This is a genomic window from Aequoribacter fuscus (assembly GCF_009910365.1).
Taxonomy (GTDB): Bacteria; Pseudomonadota; Gammaproteobacteria; order Pseudomonadales; family Halieaceae; genus Aequoribacter; species Aequoribacter fuscus.
On the sequence record NZ_CP036423.1, the window covers coordinates 1,984,136 to 2,000,503 of the forward strand.

18 protein-coding genes and 1 tRNA gene are annotated in these 16,368 nt (G+C 50.8%); 5 read left to right on the forward strand and 14 right to left on the reverse strand.

Annotation, left to right across the window (positions count from 1 at the left end; all coding sequences use genetic code 11):
- Positions 1-8 precede the first annotated feature (8 nt).
- The 8 genes from alaC to ffh form a co-directional block, all read right to left on the reverse strand.
- Positions 9-1,199 carry an alanine transaminase gene (gene alaC, locus EYZ66_RS08885; protein ID WP_009574807.1) on the reverse strand — a complete coding sequence of 397 codons (1,191 nt, stop codon included), beginning with the start codon at positions 1,197-1,199 and terminating at the stop codon, positions 9-11.
- A 66-nt stretch (positions 1,200-1,265) separates the two neighbouring features.
- The gene (locus EYZ66_RS08890) at positions 1,266-2,027 is read right to left on the reverse strand and encodes a DsbC family protein (RefSeq protein ID WP_009574808.1); all 762 of its coding nucleotides are present in this window, start codon (positions 2,025-2,027) and stop codon (positions 1,266-1,268) included.
- 75 nt (positions 2,028-2,102) lie between these two features.
- The gene (xerD, locus tag EYZ66_RS08895) at positions 2,103-2,999 is read right to left on the reverse strand and encodes a site-specific tyrosine recombinase XerD (RefSeq protein WP_009574809.1); all 897 of its coding nucleotides are present in this window, start codon (positions 2,997-2,999) and stop codon (positions 2,103-2,105) included.
- 133 nt (positions 3,000-3,132) lie between these two features.
- Positions 3,133-3,483 (reverse strand): 50S ribosomal protein L19, encoded by a 351-nt coding sequence (gene rplS, locus EYZ66_RS08900; RefSeq protein ID WP_009574810.1) that lies wholly within the window; start codon positions 3,481-3,483, stop codon positions 3,133-3,135.
- Positions 3,484-3,527: 44 nt separating this feature from the next.
- Entirely contained in the window at positions 3,528-4,268 is a 741-nt protein-coding gene (gene trmD, locus EYZ66_RS08905) for a tRNA (guanosine(37)-N1)-methyltransferase TrmD (protein WP_009574812.1), read from the reverse strand.
- Positions 4,269-4,283: 15 nt separating this feature from the next.
- The gene (gene rimM, locus EYZ66_RS08910) at positions 4,284-4,805 is read right to left on the reverse strand and encodes a ribosome maturation factor RimM (RefSeq protein ID WP_009574813.1); all 522 of its coding nucleotides are present in this window, start codon (positions 4,803-4,805) and stop codon (positions 4,284-4,286) included.
- 5 nt (positions 4,806-4,810) lie between these two features.
- On the reverse strand, positions 4,811-5,065 hold the full coding sequence (gene rpsP / locus EYZ66_RS08915; RefSeq protein WP_009574814.1) for a 30S ribosomal protein S16: 255 nt from the start codon (positions 5,063-5,065) through the stop codon (positions 4,811-4,813).
- A gap of 148 nt (positions 5,066-5,213) precedes the next feature.
- Entirely contained in the window at positions 5,214-6,578 is a 1,365-nt protein-coding gene (gene ffh / locus EYZ66_RS08920) for a signal recognition particle protein (protein ID WP_009574815.1), read from the reverse strand.
- Between the two features lie 93 nt (positions 6,579-6,671).
- Here ffh and EYZ66_RS08925 point away from each other — a divergent pair, with 93 nt between their 5' ends.
- Both EYZ66_RS08925 and EYZ66_RS08930 read left to right on the forward strand, forming a co-directional pair.
- A complete protein-coding gene (locus tag EYZ66_RS08925) occupies positions 6,672-7,466 on the forward strand; it encodes a cytochrome C assembly family protein (protein ID WP_009574816.1) in 795 nt (264 codons plus the stop codon).
- A gap of 82 nt (positions 7,467-7,548) precedes the next feature.
- The gene (locus EYZ66_RS08930; protein WP_009574817.1) at positions 7,549-8,805 is read left to right on the forward strand and encodes an HlyC/CorC family transporter; all 1,257 of its coding nucleotides are present in this window, start codon (positions 7,549-7,551) and stop codon (positions 8,803-8,805) included.
- On the opposite strand, the gene EYZ66_RS08935 is transcribed toward EYZ66_RS08930, so the two are convergent.
- The 5 genes from EYZ66_RS08935 to EYZ66_RS08955 all read right to left on the reverse strand — a co-directional run bounded on the left by EYZ66_RS08935 (position 8,798) and on the right by EYZ66_RS08955 (position 11,887).
- Complete coding sequence (locus tag EYZ66_RS08935; protein ID WP_009574818.1) at positions 8,798-9,037, reverse strand: DUF1289 domain-containing protein; 240 nt, start codon at positions 9,035-9,037, stop codon at positions 8,798-8,800. The genes EYZ66_RS08930 and EYZ66_RS08935 overlap by 8 nt on opposite strands.
- A complete protein-coding gene (locus tag EYZ66_RS08940; protein ID WP_009574819.1) occupies positions 9,037-9,357 on the reverse strand; it encodes a YqfO family protein in 321 nt (106 codons plus the stop codon). The genes EYZ66_RS08935 and EYZ66_RS08940 overlap by 1 nt, the downstream gene beginning before the upstream one ends.
- Positions 9,354-10,493, reverse strand: coding sequence for a tRNA guanosine(34) transglycosylase Tgt (gene tgt, locus EYZ66_RS08945; RefSeq protein ID WP_009574820.1), 1,140 nt, complete (start codon positions 10,491-10,493; stop codon positions 9,354-9,356). The genes EYZ66_RS08940 and tgt overlap by 4 nt, the downstream gene beginning before the upstream one ends.
- A 9-nt stretch (positions 10,494-10,502) precedes the next feature.
- Complete coding sequence (gene queA / locus EYZ66_RS08950) at positions 10,503-11,543, reverse strand: tRNA preQ1(34) S-adenosylmethionine ribosyltransferase-isomerase QueA (protein WP_009574821.1); 1,041 nt, start codon at positions 11,541-11,543, stop codon at positions 10,503-10,505.
- 65 nt (positions 11,544-11,608) lie between these two features.
- Complete coding sequence (locus EYZ66_RS08955; protein WP_009574822.1) at positions 11,609-11,887, reverse strand: hypothetical protein; 279 nt, start codon at positions 11,885-11,887, stop codon at positions 11,609-11,611.
- Between the two features lie 195 nt (positions 11,888-12,082).
- Here EYZ66_RS08955 and EYZ66_RS08960 point away from each other — a divergent pair.
- From EYZ66_RS08960 to EYZ66_RS08970, 3 genes are all read left to right on the forward strand, one after another.
- Positions 12,083-12,169, forward strand: a tRNA-Leu gene (locus tag EYZ66_RS08960).
- Between the two features lie 114 nt (positions 12,170-12,283).
- Positions 12,284-12,625, forward strand: coding sequence for a hypothetical protein (locus EYZ66_RS08965; protein WP_040816034.1), 342 nt, complete (start codon positions 12,284-12,286; stop codon positions 12,623-12,625).
- 6 nt (positions 12,626-12,631) lie between these two features.
- Positions 12,632-13,783 carry a site-specific integrase gene (locus EYZ66_RS08970; RefSeq protein ID WP_009574824.1) on the forward strand — a complete coding sequence of 384 codons (1,152 nt, stop codon included), beginning with the start codon at positions 12,632-12,634 and terminating at the stop codon, positions 13,781-13,783.
- Positions 13,784-14,357: 574 nt separating this feature from the next.
- Here EYZ66_RS08970 and EYZ66_RS08975 read toward each other — a convergent pair.
- Positions 14,358-16,211, reverse strand: a complete 1,854-nt coding sequence (locus tag EYZ66_RS08975) for a hypothetical protein (protein ID WP_139042529.1) — start codon at positions 16,209-16,211, stop codon at positions 14,358-14,360.
- Positions 16,212-16,368 lie beyond the last annotated feature (157 nt).

Genomic DNA, 16,368 nt, shown 5'->3' on the forward strand with positions numbered 1-16,368 from the left:
CGTTCCCCTTAACCGACCAAACCGTCGTTTTTAAACATTTTTTTGATGTTGCGGATCGCCTGACGAGTTCTGTGTTCATTTTCGATCAAGCCAAAACGGACATAACCCTCGCCATATTCACCAAACCCAATGCCTGGCGAGACGGCAACCTTAGCGTCTTTCAACAATTTCTTGCTGAACTCGAGTGATCCCATATCACGATAAGCCTCGGGAATCTGAGCCCAGACAAACATCGTCGCTTTCGGGGGTACGACCGGCCAGCCTGCATTGTTCAGGCCACTGCAAAGCACATCGCGGCGGCTTTTGTACAAAGCCACAATATCGCTGACACAAGATTGATCGCCCTCTAAGGCGGCAATTGCGGCAACCTGTATAGGTGTGAACATGCCGTAATCAAGGTAACTTTTTACTTTAGCCAAAGCGCCAACCAAGGTGGGATTACCCACGCAAAAGCCGACCCGCCAGCCAGGCATATTGTAACTTTTCGACATCGTAAAGAATTCAACCGCGATATCTTTCGCGCCCTCGACCTGCATGATCGATGGCGCGACGTACCCATCAAAGCAAAGATCAGCGTAGGCTAAATCTTGAACCACCCATATGCCATATTCTTTCGCAATGGCGATGACACGCTCAAAAAACTCCAACTGCACACACTGCGTCGTTGGGTTCGACGGGAAACTCAGCACCAACATCTTAGGACGTGGCCAGGAATTTTTGATCGAGTTTTCTAATTCTTCAAAAAACTGGTGCTCGTCGCCCATCGGGACGTGGCGAATATCGGCCCCGGAAATCACAAAACCGTAAGGGTGGATCGGATAGCTCGGATTGGGCACCAAAATGGCATCACCAGGCCCAGTGGTGGCCAAAGCCAAGTGCGCCAGACCTTCTTTTGACCCCAGCGTGACAATGGCCTCTGTTTCTGGATCTAAATCAACGTCGTAGCGATTCTTATACCACGTGGTAATGGCCCGACGTAACCGAGGAATTCCCTTAGACTGCGAATAGCGATGTGTGTCGCCACGCTGAGCAGTCTCGACCAACTTATCGACAATGTGCTGTGGCGTAGGTTGATCGGGGTTACCCATACCAAAGTCAATGATGTCTTCGCCCCGCGCGCGGGCTTCCTGCTTGAGCTGCCCTGTAATGTTGAAGACGTAAGGAGGGAGACGGTCGATTCGTGCAAAATGGTCGTTCACAGTGATTCCAAAAATAAAGGGGCCCGGAGGCCTGGTCTAAAATGCAAGCGCGCGTGCGCTCAGTTGCTACTCTTTGGTAATACCCAAAATCTCAGCGAGTTGATCGGCTGTCTTGTAGCCTGGAATGAGCTCGCCCGAGTCTAAAACGATCGCGGGAGTACCGCTCACGCCAACGGCACGACCCAAGTTAAACTGCTCGGTAACTAGCGTGCTGGCACAGGTTTTGAGTGGTCTACTCTCGTTGTTTTTGTATGCAGTCAGGGTACCCGCTCGGTCATCAGAGCACCATGTGCTGACTAATTCATCCAGTCCACGACGATTTTTGTCCGCAGGATTTAGCCCATACCGTGGGTACGCTAGGTAGCGCACCTCAACCCCTAGCTCGTTTAGACGAGGCACCTCAGCATGTAGCTTGCGGCAGTAATAGCAGGTCGTATCGGTAAACACGCTAATGACGGCTTTGACCTCACCCTCCGGCATAAAAATGGTGGTATCGCTGTCTTCCACCGCTGCCATCAATTTCGCACGCTCGCCATTGCGGCGCATCTCAGTAATATTGACGACACCACTTTCAAGCACCGAGAACAAATCGCCGACAAAAAAGTACGAACCTGACTCGTGGGCCACAATCGTGGGGCCATTTAGGAACGTCACCTCGTAAAGCGCATCGACGCCCGCGGGTTTTACAGACTCAACCACCATGCCCGCTAGGCTCGCCTCAAGCGTCTGTTTTAACCGTGACTCGGCATCGTCGTCCGCTCCAAAAACGCGGGACGCAAGCATGGCTAACAGGCAGACAATCAAGATCTTCTGAAGGTTTTTCATCATAGGTCTCTGGGCATTGTGAATTGCACGTTCGGAAAGGTGTTATTGTACCCTGTGTCGCACACAGTTGGTATGGCTCTAACCCCTTGGATGGTGCTTTGCGTGCAAATCTTGCAAGCGTTGCTGTGCTACGTGAGTATAAATTTGCGTTGTCGTTAGATCGGAGTGACCCAATAGCATTTGAACGACGCGCAAGTCGGCCCCGTGATTCAAAAGATGGGTCGCAAAAGCGTGACGCAAAGTGTGTGGAGACAGAGGTGCCTTAATTCCCGCCCGCTTCGCATACAGCTTGATGCGATGCCAAAAGGTTTGGCGCGTCATACCTTGCCCGCGAATACTGGGAAACAACCAATCGTTCGCTTTTTTTTCAACGATCAGTGGGCGCCCTTCGCGCAAATAGCGCGTGAGCCAATCCAGCGCCTCCTCGCCCATCGGCACCAATCGCTCTTTCGAACCTTTGCCTAATACGCGCACAACGCCTTGATTAACACTGATATTCAGCTGCGTGAGCCCTACCAGTTCGCTCACGCGCAAACCGCAGGCATACAACAACTCAAGCATCGCTTTGTCGCGCAATTCAATGGGGCTTTCGACGTTTGGGGCACTGAGCAGGGCATCAACATCCTGCTCAGAGAGTGACTTAGGTAACGCGCGCCCCATTTTAGGCGACTCCACATCCGCTGTTGGATCCGTCACGCACCAGTTTTGCCGCAGGGCATAGCGATAAAAACTTCGTAAACAAGATAGCAGACGAGCCGTTGATCGAGGCGAACGCCCCTGCTTCAACCGAAGTCCCAAATAGCGCTGCAAATCCGCTCCGTCAGCTTGACGTAGCTGCCTGCCAGCGACCGCTTTGTCTAACCAGGCCTGATAGTGGGCAAGATCGGTACGATACGCGCTCAACGAATTATCGGAGAGCCCCCTCTCCATCCACAAGGCGTCAATGAATTGCTCGATATCAGGAGACGTCGCCATAGCACTTGAGCGTTTAACCAAGATCCCCAAACTCTACCACGACGTCAGCAAGCAGTTGTACTAAAACGCAAAAAACGCCGACCGAGGTCAGCGTTTTGCACAAGATGCCCGAGCCGAAGCCCAGAGAAAGCGGTTAGCTAGACAGCTTTTCTTTAATACGAGCCGCTTTACCGCTCAGTTCACGCAAGTAGTAGAGCTTCGCTTGACGAACGTCACCACGACGTTTGACCGAAATGCTTTCCACTAAGGGGCTGTACGTCTGAAAGGTACGCTCAACACCAACGCCATGCGAAATCTTGCGCAAAGTGAAGGCAGAATTCAGGCCGCGATTTTTAATACCCAAGCAAACGCCTTCGAAGGCCTGCAAACGCTCGCGGTTACCTTCTTTTACACGAACCTGAACGACCACGGTATCACCGGGGCTAAACTCAGGGATTTCCTTGCTCATTTGCTCTGCTTCAAGCTGAGAAATAATGTTACTCATCGTTGCTACTCCTTTTGAAACCCGCTCACGCCGGCTCGATCTACTTAATCTGTTTGCTGCTGCGCCAAATACTCGTCCAACAGCGTCTTTTCTTCCCGCGTTAACTCGCGTTGTTCCATTAGATCAGGACGTCGTTCTAATGTCCTAACCAGCGACCGCTGTAAACGCCATTTCCGAATGCGCTCGTGATTACCACTGAGCAACACGTCGGGCACAGCCTGCCCTTTGTATACTTCTGGGCGCGTATAGTGTTCGCAATCGAGAAGCCCGTTAACAAACGAGTCTTGCTCAGCCGATTGGTCGTGTCCCAACACACCAGGGACCCATCGACAAACCGCATCCATCACTACCATCGCCGGCAACTCACCACCGCTTAAGACGTAATCTCCGATCGAGATCTCTTCGTCAACTTCCGCTGCGATCAGCCGCTCATCTATCCCTTCATAACGTCCCGCGACAAAAATCAACGCGTCGTTACTTGCCAACTCTTTAACACGCTCTTGTGTTAGAGGTTGCCCTTGTGGCGACATATACACCACTCGTGCGTTCGGCGCCTGCTTTCGCGCCTCGTCAATAGCCAAACGCAAAGGCTCTATCGCCATTACCATGCCTGGACCCCCGCCATAAGGACGATCATCGACCGACTTGTGCTTATTAAATGCATAATCACGCGGATTTATCGCACCAATCTGCACCAGACCTAAGTCGCAGGCCCTGCTCGTGACCCCTGACCGGGTCAGGGCAGTCAACATCTCGGGAAAAAGTGTCACAAGCATTAACTGCATTGCTTTACCTCCCCTTTACCACTCAGGATCCCAATCGACCTCAATGGTATTCGACGCTCTATCAACGCCGAGAACAAATCGTTCAAGCAAGAATGGAATCAACCGCTCTTGCTCATCAACGCTACCTTCCGTGCTCTTAACAACGAGCACATCATTTGCGCCGGTTTCCAGCATATTGCTCACTTCGCCGAGCAACACCCCTTTTGTCACTACTGTCATGCCAATCAAGTCGCGCCAGTAGAATTCGTCTTCCGCCAACTCAGGGAGCACCGCGGACGGCATCGTTATATCGACACCCTTTAACAACTCCGCCGCGTTTCGATCATCAAGCCCTTTAAGCTTTACTGACCAGCCTTTTGTCAGACTTTTTCGAGCCTCAACTTCAAACGCAGACTTTTTGCCTCTTTGCATCAAGTACAAAGGCGCATACTCAAACAATTGCTCTTCTGGATCGGTGAAGCTTCTTATCCTTACCCATCCTTTGACCCCATGCGCGCCGAGCACTCGCCCGACCGTGATGAGATCATCGCCCGCCATGGGACTTAGGCCTCAGCTGAGCTAGAAGCCTCTTTCAACAAGCTGGCAACGCGATCTGACACTTGCGCGCCATTGCTACGCCAGTAGTCAACGCGATCAAAATCAACGCGCAAACGCTCTTCCTGTCCACGGGCTGTGGGGTTAAAAAAGCCCACACGCTCAATGAAACGGCCGTTGCGAGAGTTACGGCTATCAGCCACAGTAAAGTGGTAGAAAGGACGCTTTTTTGCTCCGCCTCTTGCCAATCGAATTGTTACCATAAATGTGTTCCTGTTAGTTTGAACGCCCCAAATTCTTGGTGTTACAAGGGCAATACCGGCACCCTTGCCGGAAAGGCGCGTATCATACGGAAAAACGGCCCGCTTTGAAAGCCCGATTTTTCACAAGTTTTCGTAATTTCTCAATCATTTACCGAAAGGGAAAACCACCGCCCTTTGGCATGTTACCGGCCATGCCTCGCATCATTCGCTCGAGGCCTCCGCCCTTCATCTTTTTCATCATCTTTTGCATCTGTTTGTGCTGTTTGAGTAGACGATTCAGATCTTGGACCTGTGTACCAGAGCCCAGGGTGATGCGACGCTTACGAGAGCCTGCGATTAAATCTGGATTGCGGCGCTCTTTCGGCGTCATCGAGTTGATCATGGCCTCCATACGCACAAACATTTTGGGGTCCATGCCCTGAGCAGCCTGGGCCATACCACCCATGCCGGGCAGTTTATCCAACATACCCGTTACCCCACCCATATTGTTCATTTGTTGTAATTGGTCACGAAAATCCTCTAGGTCAAAGCGCTTACCTGCCTTCACTTTCTTGGCGATACGTTCCGCTTTGGCCTTATCAACCTTTTGCTCGGCCTCTTCAATCAGCGATAAAACATCGCCCATCCCCAAAATGCGCGAGGCTATTCGGTCTGGGTGGAAAGGGTCCAGCGCCTGGGTTTTTTCGCCCACACCTAAAAACTTGATCGGCTTACCCGTAATCGAACGAACCGACAGAGCCGCACCACCACGCACGTCGGCATCGACTTTGGTCAAAATCACGCCTGTTAAAGGCAGAGCATCACCGAAGGCCTTCGCAGTGTTGGCCGCATCTTGCCCTGTCATCGCATCAACGACGAATAAGGTTTCTATTGGGTCAATTGCCGCGTGGAGGTCTTTTATCTCTGCCATCATTTCTGCATCAATGGCCAGGCGCCCCGCAGTATCTACCAACAGCACATCGCTAAATTGTGTTTTCGCCGTTTGCACCGCGCGCTTGGCAATCTCAACCGGCGATTCGTTCATGTCGCTTGGAATAAAACGAGCACCGACCTCCTGAGCCAAGGTTTCTAGCTGCTTGATCGCTGCCGGACGATAAACGTCAGCACTGACTACCGAGACTGATTTCTTCTCGCGTTCGATCAAACGACGTGCCAACTTAGCCACCGATGTCGTTTTACCCGCACCCTGTAGACCAGCCATCAGGATAATAGCGGGAGGCTGCGTAGCAAGGTTTAACGACTCGTTGGCCGAGCCCATGGTGGACTCAAGCTCTGATTGAACGATTTTTAGAAAAGCTTGCCCGGGGCTTAAAGCCTGAGCCACTTCTTGACCTAATGCCCGCTGTTTAACCGCCTCCGTAAACGTTTTAACGACGGGTAGGGCAACATCGGCCTCAAGCAAGGCCATACGCACTTCGCGCAGTGTGCCTTGAATATTATCCTCACTCAGCTTCGCTTTACCGGAAATGGATTTTAGGGTCGCAGACAAGCGATCTGACAAACTTTGAAACATGCTGACCTCTCTAGGGCTTCTGCCCTATTGATTATGTGACTCGATCTGGGTACAAAGGGGGATTATACGTCAACCACAGGCCAGCGCCCACTCATGACCGCCTTGATTATTGCTTTAGCGACAGCCACAGCGTATCTCGTGGCCGCTGGGCACCAACTTTACTACGCACCCAGACATCGTGGAGCCAGCTCTGTTTTGGCCTTGAGCAGCGGCGCACTCGCAATTATGTTGCACGCTTACTTAGTTTTTGGGGCTTTGCAGTCCCACGCTCTCGCGCCGCTGGGGTTTATCGAGGCATCATCACTCGCATTCCTGTTGACCAATGTCGTCGCCGCACTATTGCTGGTCATCAGACCCTTGCAAACGGTGCTGATTGGTCTATTCCCACTCTCTGCCCTGACCGTATTGGTCAGCGTACTGGCACCCAGCGAGATACAGGCCACCTCTCTGGCACCTGGCGTTGTCATTCACATTGCCTGTTCGTTATCCGCCAACGCCTTGCTGGCAATTGCGGCCATGCAGGCCGGGCTCGTCGCCTTACAAGATCGACAGCTGCGTAGACATCACAACTTGGGAGTAACCCGCTGGTTGCCACCACTCCAAAAGATGGAACGCTTACTCTTCGAGCTCTTGTGGATTGGTTTTGCGGTTCTCAGCTTAGCGATCATTACCGGTTTTGTTTTTCTAGAGGACATGCTCGCTCAGCATGTGGCGCACAAAACGGTCTTCACCATCAGCGCCTGGTTGGTTTACGCCAGTCTTTTATGGGGGCATCACCAGCAGGGCTGGCGATCAAGAACCGCGGTAAAACTCACTCTCGCTGGATTTTCCCTCATCCTGCTGGCCTACTTCGGCTCAAAATTCGTGCTGCAGTGGCTCCTCGACTAGAAAAGTATCGCTTTGTTGCTTGCGCGCTGGCCGGAAGTTCGAGACACTTACGCTTCAATAGCCACACGAGATTCACACAGCGTTGAACGAAGCGCCCTTAGAGTTGCTGTTTACAGCTCTCGCCATCTTGATCGTCCTGTCGGGTTTTTTCTCGTCTTCAGAAACAGGAATGATGTCACTCAACCGATTCCGCCTGAAACACTTGCGCAACGAAAAGCACAAGGGCGCAGAGCGTGCCAGTCAATTACTTGAGCGACCCGATAGGCTCATCGGCCTTATTTTGATCGGCAACAACTTGGTCAACATTCTGGCCTCTGCTATCGCGACGGTGATCGCGATCCGCTTGTTTGGCGACGCAGGTATCGCCGTCGCAACCCTGGTACTAACGCTCGTGATCTTAATTTTTGCCGAGATCACACCAAAAACGATTGCGGCGTTGCACCCCGAACGCATTGCCTTTCCCGCAAGCATTGTGTTGCTACCCTTGATGAAAATTATGTATCCATTGGTGTGGGCCATCAATGGAGTTACCAACGGCCTGCTTAAACTTCTCGGGGTAAACCCAGAGAACACCAGCAACGATTCAGTATCGTCCGACGAGCTGCGCACCATCGTTAACGAGTCGAGTCAATTGATTCCGACTCGGCACCGCGGCATGCTGCTTAACATCCTAGATCTCGAAGAAGTCAGTGTCGATGACATCATGGTGCCTCGCAACGAGGTGTACGGCATCGACCTTGATGATACTGATGAAGAGATCATGAAGACGATACAAGCTTCAGAACACACCAGATTGCCGGTCTGGCGAGAAGACATCAACAATATCGAGGGCATTTTGCACATGCGCAATATCAGCCGCATTGTCGATGCCAACGGTTTAGATCGAGAAGCCCTATTGCGCGAGATGGAACAACCCTATTTTGTTCCAGAGAACACCCCTCTGCACACCCAACTGCTCAACTTTCAGCAGCAGAAACTGCGTTTGGGTACGGTCGTGGACGAATATGGCGACGTTATGGGCCTGGTTGCGTTGGAAGATATCCTAGAAGAAATCGTAGGTGAGTTTACCTCAAGTCTGATAGCGCAAGACGATTACATCACGTCAGAGCCAGACGGGACTTTCTTAATTTTAGGCAATGCCTCTATTCGAGATGTCAATAAAGCGCTCGACTGGTCATTGCCCACCGAGGGGCCAAGAACCATCAGCGGACTGATGCTGGAAATACTCGAATCATTCCCGGATGCAAACGCCAGCATGGCTATTGGAGAACATCGACTCGAAATCGTCAGCCTCGACAGCAAGGTTATTCAGTCTGTAAAGGCCTTTAAGGCTAGCTAAGCCCATTACTGCCTTGTTCTAGCCGACGCGCGTTGGCGCGCGCGAGTATTGCCCTCTTCTCTGCTGACGAAGCCATAAACCAATCGGTAATTTCACTGCCTGAGCGAAAACAGCCGATGCACACGTCATTTTCATCGAGCGCACAAATAGACACACAGGGCGAAGGTACGAGCTCCTCACCGGTCAGCGGATCAATGATTACTGGGCGTGGGCGTTGCGCAGATTCAGACATTACAAGCTCTCCGGATCAATCAGGTTAATGACATCAAAGGCGGGTTCTTCGTAGGGGTGCGCATGGCGCAGTGCCTTTACAGCTTCCTTAATGCAGGCATCGTCGCAGACCAGCTCTACTCGGTACTCACTCACGTGCTCGAGCTGCCCACTCTGGCCGATAAACGGCGTTGCCCCGGGCATTGGCTTGAACTGCCCGGTGCCCAAGGTTTGCCAGCAGCAATGCTCATAATCACCCATTCGGCCTGCACCCACCTCAAAAAGAGCCGTTTTGACGTGCTCTAGATGCGTCTGGGGCACAAAAAATACGAGTTTCTTCACAATTCCAGTACCGGAGCTTCCAGCCCTTGCGCCTCGTAAAATCGACCCGCGTACTCATCGAGCGAGTGCGTCTCAATAGCTGATCTAATATTACGCATGTGTGTTTGGTAGTAGTGCAAATTATGAATAGTGTTCAGCTGCGAACCCAAAATTTCTTTGCACTTGTCTAGATGATGCAAATAGGCAACCGAAAAGTTACGACAGGTATAACAATCGCAGTTAGCATCTAGCGGTGCGGTCGAACGCTTGTGCTTGGCATTGCGCAACTTCACCACGCCTTCACTGGTAAACAAATGCCCGTTGCGAGCATTGCGAGTCGGCATCACGCAATCAAACATATCGATACCACGTCGAACCCCTTCGAGCAAATCCGCTGGTGTACCCACACCCATCAAATACCTGGGCTTATCGGTTGGCATAACGTCCTTTAGGATTTCTAGCACATGAAACATTTCTTCTTTAGGCTCACCCACTGAAAGCCCGCCAATGGCGTAGCCATCAAAGCCCAAGTCGACCAAACCCTGCAAGGATTGATGCCGAAGATCTTCGTACATTCCACCTTGAATGATACCGAACAGCGCCGCATCGTTTCCCTCGTGTGCCGCCTTGCTGCGTTTGGCCCATCGCAACGACAGTTCCATGCTGCTTTTCGCGACGCTGTGATCAGCTGGATAAGGCGTGCACTCATCAAAAATCATGACGATATCGCTACCCAAGTCGCGCTGGATACGCATTGACTCTTCTGGGTCCAGAAACACTTTTGCGCCATCAACGGGCGATTGAAAGGCAACGCCCTCCTCGGAGATTTTGCGCATTGCACCCAGACTAAATACTTGAAAACCACCGGAATCCGTCAGGATCGGACCCTGCCAACCCATAAAATCATGCAGATCACCGTGCGCTTTTATGATGTCAGTACCGGGTCGCAACCATAAATGAAAGGTATTACCCAAAATAATATGTGCACCGAGGTCCTCGACATCGCGCGGAGTCAAACCTTTTACCGTGCCATATGTTCCCACGGGCATGAATGCTGGCGTTTCTACTACGCCGCGCGGAAACGTCAAAGCACCGCGGCGCGCATACCCATCTTGAGTGTTGAGTTGGTAGTGCATTCGACAAGATTCATCGCTCATAAAGCCATCCTAGGCAATAAACATGGCATCGCCATAACTAAAAAATCGGTATTCGTGTCGAACTGCTTCATCGTAGGCCGCCAATACCGACTCCCGGTCGGCCAAGGCACTCACCAGCATAATCAGGGTCGACTCAGGCAAATGAAAGTTCGTGATCAACGCATCCACTGTTTTAAACTCGTAACCGGGGTAGATAAAAATCTCAGTATCACCCCGCATCGATTGCAAGCGCCCATTAAGGCTCGCCGATTCTAAACTGCGAACAGACGTCGTTCCAACTGCGATGACGCGTCCTCCGCGCTGTTTGGTCTCTTCGACAAGCTTCACTACCTCGTCCGCGACCTCAAACCATTCTGTGTGCATGGTGTGTGCGCGAATATCGTCCTCTTTGACGGGCTGAAATGTACCCGCCCCTACGTGCAAGGTCACTTCCGCAAATTCGACACCCTTGTCTTTAAGCGCCCGTAAAATTTCAGGGGTAAAGTGCAAACCCGCCGTTGGCGCCGCGACAGCACCCTCTTTTTTGGCGTAAACGGTCTGATAGCGCTCTAAATCGGCTTGCTCCTCCGCCCGCTCTATGTAGGGCGGCAAAGGCATATGACCACAACGTTCAATCAAAGCCGTGATAGCCTCGTCTCGTGCTTCAACTAGAAACAAAGCCCCCTCGCGTCCGAGTACAGAGACTTCGCCCGCAACTCCTGAGCGATCTTTGCTAAAAATCTCGACCATCGATCCTGGTTTGGGAGAGCGACTAGAGCGCATATGTACCAAGGCCTGTTGAGAACTAACAATGCGCTCGACCAATATTTCTAACTGACCGCCCGTCGGTTTTTGGCCGTACATTCGAGCTGGGATGACTTTCGTGTTATTGAATACCAACAGATCATTGGGCCGAACTAACTCAAGCAGATCAGTAAACTGCGCGTGATTGACAGCACCCGAGTTGCGGTCAAGGCAAAGCAAGCGCGAAGCGCTGCGATCCGGCAGCGGGTGCTGAGCAATCAAATGCTCGGGTAAATCAAAATAATAATCGCTTTTGTATGTCGACATACCGGTATGAGCTCACTATAAAAAAGCCCACCGAGGTGGGCTTTACGCATCTCAACGTTTTACGTTTACTCTGCGTCTTTGGTTTCTTCTTCAGCTTGTGCTTCTTCTGCTGGTGCTTCCTCAGCAGTTGCTTCCTCAGCAGCCGCTTCTTCTGCAGGTGCTTCTTCGACTTCGGGCTCTGCGGGTGCTGGCTGAGAAAGCTGGATTAAACCTTCCGCAAGCAATACCGCCGCTTTGTCGTCGCCGTTCACGGCAGCGCCCTTCACAGTCGTTACTGCATAACGACCATCTTTACGCTTGTAGATTTTGTGCGTCGCTGTTTTTTTAACCAATACTGTGGCCATAATCTTTTCTCTCTTGGTACTCAGAAAACGGTTCAGGTCCCATACCCAAACTCGAGGGCGCGAAGTGTACCCTTCAATCGGGTGTTTGGCCACTTTTTCGCTGTCTCTCGATAAAAACCCGATTTCAATGATTGCACTTTTAAAGCGCCTTGCTATAATCCGCGCCCTGCACTCCTGAAGTGCTTTCCCCTCTGTGCCGGAGTGGTGAAATTGGTAGACACGTCGGATTCAAAATCCGATGCCCTTAAAAGCGTGCCGGTTCGAGTCCGGCCTCCGGTACCATTGATGCCTCTAAACACCCCGCAGATAAGCCATTTACAGCCTTCATATAGTTATATTTTGGACAACATTTTGGACAACGACTAGGATATTTGCTGTCCAGAGGGGATTGCGAAGATGGCTAAACCTAAAAAACGATGGCCACCTAATGTTGGCGTCAATAACGGCAGAGTACGCTACAGAAAGAAGGTTCCGCCATACTTGCAACAGACTTACGGTAAGCGGTTATACGTTGAATATTTAGACCTCGATGAGAGTGCAACCTATGACGAAGCCTTTGAGGCAGCGAAGCCAGCCAAGGCTTGTTACGAAGCGAAAATTAAGTCCTTGCGCAACTCAAGCCCTGATGCCTTTACAGAGAATGAACTTGAGGCTCTGGCTGCTGACATACTCAAGCGAGAAAAGATACAACAAGGCGAGCTTGCCCTTCACAACATAGGTCCGGCGTTTATCAAATAATATGGTTTGGAAGGCATAGAAGAGTCTCTAGGCCGTAAGCTTAACAGCGACGATCTGAAACTAATATTCTTTCCCGAATTAACCAAACCTATTGACAGGGCTGAGGACATACAGCGAGCACTGGGCGTCAAAAAAGGCGGTATGTTTGACGGGCTTATTCAGGCCAAGCCTACTATTCAAGAGCTTGCTAGATTCAGAGCAGCCGAAGCAGCAACAACTGTTAGGTCACGTCAGCCTAAGACGCTGTCATGGTGGTGGAATGATTACCTTGAATTTAGAGGATTAACAGATCCCAACGAAAGACATACCAAAAGGCTGCAACGCTACTGGGAGACATTCCTTTGGCGCGTAGGCGACCACGTCATAACGGCAGAGAGTCAAACGCTCATTGATGATGCGCTTGAGGATCATGCAGAGGAACGATTGAGGGCAGTTAAACCTTCAACAGTGCAGCGAGAATTGTCTGAAGTACTGGCTGCATTGAACCGACTGGCGAAGAAGCAACGCCCAAAGTGGCCACGATTCATCTTACCAGAGACACCTTACTATGAAGCCGAAGAACGTGAGCCTCTGACAGTCGATGACCAAATCATGCTGGTACAACACTGTCTTGAGAATGACGATGACTGGGTGTCAGCGGTTCACCTCCTAGAGATTCAAGGCGGGATGATGTGCCAAGAGATAGCGACGCTTAAACCGGAAGATATGTTTCTTGATAACAACTACCCCCACATCGTTGTACGCAAGGGCAAAACAGTCGCTAGGCCACGAGTCATTCCAGTAGTGCTAGGACTATCAGTTATTAAGAAGATGCTACCAGCGGCCATTTACAGCCTTCAGGTAAAAGATCCATCAGCCACGCCAAGGAACCGCATAAACAAAATGTTCGATGGCAAGTATACAAACCACAACCTGCGCCACACCATCAGGGTTAACGCTACTGCATACAGTATTAGCTACCTACATCTACAAACGATCTGTGGTTGGTCGGACAAGGAAATCAACAAGCATACGCTGAAGTATGGCAGCGCAGGTCTGGCTGATTCCTCTGAGATAATTAAGGCCACCTTTGGCGCATCGCTGCAAATCCACCAGCACCTAATGCACCTTGATACTACCGAGATAGACAGGGCTAACGTGGTTCATTTAAACCTCTGAGCTCTTCCGCTATTTTCCTACTACTCCTGCTACAAAGAAAAACCAGTGTTTTCAGGGCTTTCTACTCGTAATACCTAGATAAATATTGGTTATTTTTTTCAGCGAATTGTGTAAGCCTATAAAGCACCCTTCACAACATCTCAACCGGCTCACCAGCGATCTCAGCAAGTCTTTCTTGAACCTGCTCTGCGCTGTACTGCGCGTTATACAGAACTTCACGAGCGCGTTTCTGTCCGCGCAACCTGTATTGGGCGGTTAAAAGGATCAAACCTTTAATAGATATACCTATTAGGGAAGTGATCCTTTTTACATCAGTAATCCTACGTTGCGCGGTTGGCTCTGAGGATAGTTCCGGGCAAGCCGCCAATAAGTGCTTTTTATTTAATGGAACTATGCCGTCACAACTCTGCACTAGCGCGATCAATTTTTGTAGCCCGCTCCAACTCCAGAGATGATCCACAGTGATGTCTAGCGGCATAGAACCCAGTATGAATACGTGCCGCTGAAGGCCTTCTAGATGGCTCCTGAGAAGCCTTAAGCGATCAATGGCCTGTAAGCTCTCCGACTCACGCATCTACTCTAGGAGCGCCTGAGCGCGCCAATCAGGGTGCACTTGCACATCGGTTGTGCCACCGCCGGTTCTGACTCGGTAACCTCGTTGCTCACGCCGAAAGGGTTTGCTCCCAGAGACATCTCCCAGAAGCCGTAGCGGCGCCCTAGCAGCAAACCAGATCCCCCTAGCAGCGGCTTCCAGCGCAGGTGTAGAAGGTTGATTCCGGCCTATCAGCACGACGTTCTGGCTGTATGCGTATGCATTGACGCCTCTGAGGTTATTAAAGTGATTGAGCATCGCTCCCGTATCACTCAGCTGCTCCAATTCGGTTGTAACTTTTTTATTAGCAACTACTAATGTGGCGCCTGTTTGTGCAACACCTGAAATAAATCGGTGGACCTGTTCTAACAGCACATCAGAATCGGCAAAGCCTGTCATTGAGAAAGTTCGATCATTGAACTGATGCACCTCGGCTTGGCGCTCCACTCGAATGCTTTCAATTGACACCGATCGCTCAAAGAACGTTTCAAGGATGGTTTGATTTGCATCGGCATCAATCATCAGCACAGGCGCGTTGGGTAGGTCTAGTTCCTTCCTTCTCAGAATCGTCGCAGTTACTCCATCAGATACAACTGCATGAGAAATATCTCGGTCAGTAGTCTGCAACTCATACGCCAATGTTCTAATCAGCAAAGGTGTGTTATTCGTTGCCGCTGAACGCAGTGCGGAAAGCTGAGCGTCAGTAGATGATTCAATGTCGAGACTTGGGAATCCGCTGGACTGCAGACCCTCATATTGATCAAGTTCATCAAGCAAGGCTATTGAGGTGGTGATTGCCCGTAACTTTTCCAGTAGGTTTTGTTCTTGTCGAATGAGCAGATCCGCCACTTCGGCAATGAGGGACTCTGGGCTAGCGAACGCAAGTATGTCCTTAATCGGGAGCTCTACTGATTTGTGAGCAGACTTGGCAAATCCTTCGTCAATAACGATCAGCGCGGGGTCAGCAAAACGATCCTTTGTTCGAAGAAATAGGTGTTCATGCGTCATCACCTTCACTTCTGTTAGGACGCGGCGTATATCACCCGGAGGTAACTCTTCTTCCTCGAGCTGCTGCAGATAGGCGCAGTTGTCGAAATACTCACATTGTCCCGATGTGTTACGACACAGCAGTGGATATACGTTGCCACCCATTGCTGCAATTTTATTTGCCACATCAGCTTTTCGACACAAGCTGACACCAGCATCGTCCTCCCGACCCCTCCCGTAAATGACCCTCGCTCGCTCGTATGTTGCTTCTTCACTGGATATGTCCAGAGACAGCTCATCATTCAGGTCTTCAATCAGCTGATTAGACAGAGCGTGACTTGGTACGTAGTAGTGAATATCGCCATGCTCTAATAAATTGTAAGCAAGCAATCGCTTAATGACACTTCGTGTCTTCCCAAGCCCCGCGGTGGCCTTAACCGCAAGGATAGGCGCTTCGAGATTGATGCTCTGGTGAAATGCTCTTGAGGCATTGCCGAATTCATCTATGACCGCTTGGAGCTTTTGTTCGCCTTCTTGAAGAGAAAGCTCAGGTTCATCCCAGTACGGCGGTTTATCCCCAAATTTTTCGATCGCGCTTGATATAAGGCTGTCTAGGTACGCATCTGATTCGTACCGACTAATCTCTTCTCTTGAATGGTTACTCTGGTCTGCCGCATCTATTCGCTCTCCTATATCAGCTTTTAGAGCAGCACGTGTTTCTTCCGCTCGGTCTCTACCCACATGCGATACATAAGAAGCAGTAGCTGATGTAAGTACAGTGTTATATCCGCTACAACCAAGTCCATCACCAAGCTTGGTCATCTTCGCTTCGTAGCCAATGCCGCTCAAGGTCGTGTCGTAAGATCGTTGCTGGTAAGTGTCGGGGGCGGACGTATCAAGTTGGAGATCGACGTACTACTGCCCCTTGATCTGCATGAGCAACCTTCCCCCCTTTAAGGGATCCTCAAAGCCAACGCATTCAGGATCAGCTATGAAGTGGGGTTGC